This is a genomic window from Pseudoalteromonas sp. CNAT2-18.1 (genome assembly GCF_022347865.1).
In the GTDB taxonomy this organism is placed as follows: domain Bacteria; phylum Pseudomonadota; class Gammaproteobacteria; order Enterobacterales; family Alteromonadaceae; genus Pseudoalteromonas; species Pseudoalteromonas ruthenica.
On record NZ_JAKRFR010000012.1, the window covers coordinates 34,641 to 41,220 of the forward strand.

Here is a 6,580-nt window from a genome sequence, read left to right on the forward strand (position 1 = left end):
GCGAAATATCAGTACCTACAACTCACTGCCAATAGCCAAATTGATGCCGACACTAAGATCGTATTTAGCAAGCTGCTATAAAGCCATCAGGTGCCAGTTCGGGCCTGCAACACCATAGTTAATGACAAAGAGACAGCGCACTGGTTATAAAAACAGTATTCTATTTAGCCAAGCTGGAACTCTTGTTATACTGGTGGCAATTATGACAGGTGGAACGCGGCGATGGATGTATCTGAATTACTTGATGGCTTAAACGACAAGCAACGCGAGGCGGTAGCAGCACCGTTGCAAAATATGCTGGTATTAGCAGGAGCTGGCTCGGGCAAAACCCGAGTCTTGGTGCACCGCATCGCTTGGCTTACTCAAGTTGAAGGAGCCTCGCCTTTTAGCATCTTCGCCGTAACCTTTACCAATAAAGCCGCAAAAGAGATGCGTGCTCGTGTCGAGCAGACCATTCAAGGCTCCGTTGGCGGCATGTGGGTAGGCACATTCCACGGCTTGGCACACCGTATTTTGCGCGCCCATCACCGCGAAGCCAAGCTACCTGAGTCTTTTCAAATTCTTGATAGCGATGATCAACAGCGAATGATCCGTCGCTTACTCAAGGCCATGAATATTGATGAGAAGAAGTGGCCAGCCAAACACCTTGCGTGGTATATCAGCGCCAAAAAAGATGAGGGCCTGCGCCCGGGTGACATCCAAGCCTATGATGTCAACGAGCAGCTATTGCTGCGCGTCTATTCAGCTTACCAAGAGGCTTGCGATCGCGCCGGACTGGTCGATTTTGCAGAAATACTGTTGCGCTGCTACGAGGTACTGCAGCAAAACCCCACTCTGCTGCGCCATTATCAACAACGCTTTGCCCATATTCTGGTGGATGAGTTTCAAGATACCAATACCATTCAATACCGCTGGCTTGCACTGATCGCAGGCGATACCAACAGCATGATGATTGTCGGCGATGATGATCAAAGTATCTATGGCTGGCGTGGTGCCCGTATCGAGAATATCAAACGCTTTTTAGACGACTTCGACGCCGAAACCATTCGTCTTGAACAAAATTACCGCTCGACTGCCACCATCTTGAAAGCGGCGAACTCTCTGATTGAGAATAACGCAGAACGCATGGGTAAAAATTTGTGGACCGACGGCAATCAAGGCGAGCCTATTTCCATCTATGCTGCTTTTAACGAGCTAGATGAAGCGCGCTTTATTGTTGGCAAAATAAAAACCTGGATGGATGCGGGCAATGCGCTAACCGATACCGCAATTCTTTACCGTAACAATGCGCAATCTCGAGTCTTAGAGGAAGCCTTGTTACAAGAGGGGTTAAAGTACCGTATTTATGGCGGCATGCGCTTCTTCGAGCGCCAAGAAATCAAAGATGCATTATGTTATTTGCGCCTGGTCAGTAACCGTCAAGATGATGCCGCCTTTGAGCGTGTGATCAACACCCCAACTCGAGGCATTGGCGATAAGACGCTCAGTCATATTCGTGACTGTGCCCGAGCCGAGTCGCTGCCGTTATGGTATGCCGCCAAGGCTATCTTAGAGCAGAAACATTTGTCTGGTCGCGCCGCCACGGCAGTTAATCGCTTTATTGAGTTGGTTGAGGGGGTGGAGCAGCGTATTGCTGAGTTGACCCTCGCAGAGCAGGCAAAATACACCATAGAGAATACCGGTTTGATGGCCATGTATCAGGCCGAAAAAGGCGAGAAAGGCCGTGCTCGCGTGGAAAACTTAGAAGAGCTTATTAACGCTTGCGAGCAATATGAATTACCCGTTGATGAAGAGTTTTCCTCACCACTGCAAGGCTTTTTAGCCTATACCTCTTTAGAGGCCGGAGAGGGTCAAGCCGAAGAGCACGAAGACGCAGTGCAAATGATGACTCTGCACTCTGCCAAAGGCTTAGAGTTTCCACTGGTATTTATGGTCGGTGTAGAGGAAGGCATGTTCCCATCACAACAAAGCCAAGAGGAAAGTGGTCGCTTAGAAGAAGAGCGCCGTCTATGTTATGTGGGCATGACCCGAGCCATGGATAAACTCTATATTACCCACGCTGAAAGCCGGCGCTTATATGGCCAAGAAAAGTATCACAGCCCGTCACGGTTCCTACGAGAAATGCCGGAAGACTGTGTAGAAGAGATCCGTGTTAAAACAAAAATCTCAGCGCCGCAACAAGCTAACCGCTTTAGCCCTTCATTGACTCAAGCAGCGTTTGCCGACAGTGGCTTTAGCCTCGGCCAGCGAGTTCTCCATGCTAAGTTTGGTGAGGGTACCGTGCTTAACTACGAAGGGGCTGGCCCGCAATCACGGGTACAAGTAAACTTCGACGATGTTGGTAGCAAATGGTTGGTCACCGCTTATGCGCGCTTACAAGCAATCTGAGCTAGCCTCGTTACTGAGTGGCTTAACCCAGCGGCGTTGGCGGCAACTGTTGCTGCTGCGGGGTGAGCCGTCATGGTGCACACAGCAACTGCAATATTTGCAACAGGATACCGACAGCGACTGGCTCACTTTAAGTAAATCTAACCACTGTGTTGATAACCAATGGCCGGAGCATCTGCATCAAATTCTTGGACAAGAGCATAGCTTTGTTGCCTACGATTGCTACAGCGGCTTTTATGCCGATAAGGTAGCCGCAGCCGCTGGCACTGTTAAAGCCGGGGGCCTGATGGTCGTTATGCTGCCAGAAAATACCCACGACTTTGTCGACCCTGGTATCAATAAAATTCTGCCTTATGGCCACCCTCAACCCGAGAGCTGCTTGTTTTGGCACTGGTTTGAGCAACAATTAGTCGACTGTAAGCCACTTAGCCTCTGTCAATCAGCGCATACTCACCAAGCACTTACTTATCAATCGCTAACTTACACGACCGCAAGTTCTCAGGACTACAGCGAGCAAGAGCAAGCTATAGCGATGATCATCAAAACAGCCACAGGGCGTGCCAATCGGCCTTTGGTGCTCAGCGCCGATCGGGGTCGTGGGAAATCAGCTGCACTTGGCATAAGTGCCGCGAAACTGCCTGACAAAGATATCATCCTCTGTGCCATTCAGCGCCGCTCCCTCGACAGCGCTTTTAAGCACTTAGCAGAGCAGACACAACTCGATGCAGACAACGGCAATCAACTGGCTAACGTACGATTTATGCCGCCGGATAAATTAATCAGTGAGCAGCCGCAATGTGACGTGTTGTTTGTTGATGAAGCGGCCACCATACCCATTCCGATACTAAAGCAACTCTTAACTCTTTATCCTCGGGTTGTTTTTGCCAGCACCATGGCCGGCTATGAAGGCAGCGGTCGCGGCTATACATTGCGATTTTTAGACTTCTTGAAAAAAGCCTATAAGAATCACCGCACCTTCAATATGGTTACCCCCATACGTTTTGCTAACGGCGATCCACTAGAGCAAAGCATCAACCGACTGCTGTTACTGGATATGCGCACACCCATGCCCACACAAAGGGTGGACCACAGCGAGGTGGAGCTGCTTAAAGTGCCAGCCCATAGCTTGCTGACTGATGCCGCCTTACTTGAGCAATGCTTTTCCTTATTGGTACTCGCTCACTACCAGACGTCCGCCAACGATTTGCGGCAACTGCTTGATGCACCGTCACAACACCTTTATATCTGCCGGGATGGCGCCAAGATTATTGGCGTGGCCCTTGTCAGCATGGAGGGGGAATTAGACGAGGATATATCAAGCTCAATTGCCATCGGCCAGCGCCGTCCTCAGGGTCATCTATTAGCGCAAAGTATGATTAATATGTCCGGCGACGCACAGCTCGGACAATTAAGTTATGCACGCATAGTGCGCATCGCCATTGTGCCCGAGCTGCACCATCAAGGGTTGGGTCATTTATTGTTGTCCTTTATTGAGGGGGACTTACGGCAGTCGCAAGTAGCGGTTATTGGTACTAGCTTTGGCGCGCATGCAGCGCTGCTCGCGTTTTGGCAATCGGCCAACTATCGCACTATCAAACTAGGTAGTAAACGCGACCATGTCAGTGGCGAACACAGTGCCTTGATGGTTAAAAGTCTCAACCCCCTCGGTGCTTCGAGTGTTGCGACTCTGAGTCAGAGCTGGTGCCAAGATATGCCACTGCTGCTAAGCCACTGCTTTAATGACATAGCACCAAAGTTAACATTACAGCTGTTAAAAGAAGCGCCAACAAGGCCACTCACCGAAGCGGACAGGCTTTGTCTAACTCGCTTTGTGAATAATGAGATACCATTGAACCTATGCTACGGAGCCCTGTACCGCGCAATCGCAGGTAATTGGTCATTGCTGTTCAACGTGGACGATGAAGCCCAAGCGCTTATCTTGTATACCTTAGGTATAAATAAGCGGGTGGTTGATTTGCAGCAAAGCAAAAAGCAGACTAATAAGGTATTAATAGCTTTAGCTTCACTAATACTAACCTAAGGATCAGCATGCTCAGTGCTCTACTGCTTTCGCTCACCCTTGACGTTGCAATGCCCGTGGCGACGAAGCAAAAGCAATCTCTGAGTTTGGGCATGTCATGTGCACTCACCGGCCCCGCACAAGAAGTTGGTAAGGCACTTAAGATTGGCGCCCAACTCTACTTTGATAATCATAATAGACACAGTGATACCATCATCAATCTGACGGTCTTGGATGATGGTTATGAGCCAATTAATACTGTGGCCAATACCCATGAGTTCATCACACAAAGAAAGGTCGATGCCCTGTTTGGCTATATGGGAACACCGACTACTGCAGCCATCGTCGATTTAATTTCCAAACACCAAGTTCCGCTATTATTTCCCTACTCTGGAGCAGCTTTTCTGCGCAATCTAGAAACATCCAACGTTATTAATCTGCGTACTAGCTACGACGATGAAGCTATGGCTCATGCCCAGTACTTTAAAGATCGAGGTGTAAAAAGTGTGGGGATAGTTATTCAGGCTGATGAGTTTGGTCTCGAAGCAGGGTCTAGCACCCTAAAAGCACTAGCCAGCAAAGGGTTAGCTGTTAAACAAACGGCACGATTTCGGCGCAATACACAAGATTTAGCCATCGCGCTAAAGAAGCTTTTGCCTCTGCGTCTTGATGCCATCGTGTTGATAGGAACCTACGTTCCGGTTGCTGAGTTTATAAATACCGCAGCAGAACAAGGGCAGGAACCTTGGTTCGCGGCAATGTCATTTACTTCCGAAAGTGCATTACGGCCTCACCTTAAGCAAAGCTCTCGAGCTATAGTCACAGAGGTAGTGGCAGACCCTAACACGTGTCAGCAACCCCTATGTGAAGCCTTTCGGCGGGATTTCTCCGCCGCAGGCATGAGTAAGGCCAATCGCTTACATTTTGAAGGTTACTTAAATGCTTATGCGATGACACTCATTGCTGAATTCTGCCTGCAAAGGCAAGCCCCTATGCCATCCTGCATTGCTCAAAATGGCGCACTCATCAGCTCTCAAGATCCGCAGCTTGCAACACTCTTCAAGCTTTCAAAGCCCGTTGGTGAGAATAGTTACATCGTTCCACTTAATTAACTGTATTTGCTGGTTAAAAAGTCTATCTAGACTAAGCTTTAGAATAACGATTGCGGGCAACTCTTAGACTTTTATGGACTTTGTTAATTTTCGTATTGGCGCTAAAACCATCTCTTTAAAGATCCTTGATATCTTACTCACTGAGCGTTACGACGATAACCTCACCAGTCTTCCTAATGAGCATAAAGCGTTTCTCGGGGTTAAAGACTATATGGATATACCAACACCGGTATTCGATTTAGGTATTATGCTCAATGGCGTCTCCACAAAGCAGAGTAATGCAAACTTGGCGCATAAGTTGGACCAGTTTATTACATTAAATAAAACGTGGTTTACGGCGCTGGAGAACGCCGTAGAAAATACCCAAGCCATGACCAACGAGTACGACGATGATATTCGTCAGTTTGTGCGCTGGTACCAAAATATGCACGCCCACGACAGTGACCTAAAAGATATTCTACAGCGCTTAAGTGACAGCCATCAGCGTCTATTAGAGCAAGCTAAATTGGTGCGCACTGCCACACAAGAACAAGGGCGTGAAATATTGAGCTATGAAAAGCATCACAGCTTTGCTCACCTCAATCGCTTATTAGAAACCGCCAAAGATCAGATCTTATACAACTATAAGCCTATCATCGTTTTTACCACTAAAGATGGTCTAAACCCCTATATTGGTTTGCTTATAGACAGAGTGGAAGACAGCATCAGTGTCGAGCAAGATGATATTAAGTCACTAAGTGAATTAACGTCGGTTGGGTTCAATATAGATAATGAAACCAAACATATGATGGCCGGATTAATAAAGCTCGGCGATAGTCACTCAGTGATCATAGAGCCCAGTGCTATTTTTAGGCCTGAACACCTTTCTCACAGTCCAGAAGAAACGCCCGCGTATGGATTATTCTAATCAGTAAAGGTTTATCCTGGCTAGGTTGCTGTGTTGTGGGTCAGGATTTATCCTGATTAGGATGACGCAAGGCTAAAGCCTGGCCTACAGGTGTGGTGACAGGGGTTTCGGTGTGTTGTAGGTCAGGATTTACCCTGACTAGGATGATGCAAG

At 48.1% G+C, this 6,580-nt stretch carries 4 protein-coding genes; all 4 read left to right on the forward strand.

Translation table 11 applies throughout. From position 1 onward, the window contains the following. Window positions 1–222: 222 nt before the first annotated feature. The 4 genes from uvrD (at window position 223) to MHM94_RS18370 (ending at window position 6,427) form a co-directional block, all read left to right on the forward strand. The gene (gene uvrD / locus MHM94_RS18355) at window positions 223–2,388 is read left to right on the forward strand and encodes a DNA helicase II (protein ID WP_053911862.1); all 2,166 of its coding nucleotides are present in this window, start codon (window positions 223–225) and stop codon (window positions 2,386–2,388) included. Beyond that, window positions 2,366–4,429: a GNAT family N-acetyltransferase gene (locus MHM94_RS18360; protein WP_235420185.1), complete on the forward strand. Its 2,064-nt coding sequence runs from the start codon at window positions 2,366–2,368 to the stop codon at window positions 4,427–4,429. The genes uvrD and MHM94_RS18360 overlap by 23 nt, the downstream gene beginning before the upstream one ends. An 8-nt stretch (window positions 4,430–4,437) precedes the next feature. After that, complete coding sequence (locus tag MHM94_RS18365; protein ID WP_235420187.1) at window positions 4,438–5,520, forward strand: ABC transporter substrate-binding protein; 1,083 nt, start codon at window positions 4,438–4,440, stop codon at window positions 5,518–5,520. Between the two features lie 73 nt (window positions 5,521–5,593). Then, entirely contained in the window at window positions 5,594–6,427 is an 834-nt protein-coding gene (locus tag MHM94_RS18370) for a chemotaxis protein (RefSeq protein ID WP_151172252.1), read from the forward strand. The last annotated feature ends 153 nt before the right edge of the window (window positions 6,428–6,580 follow it).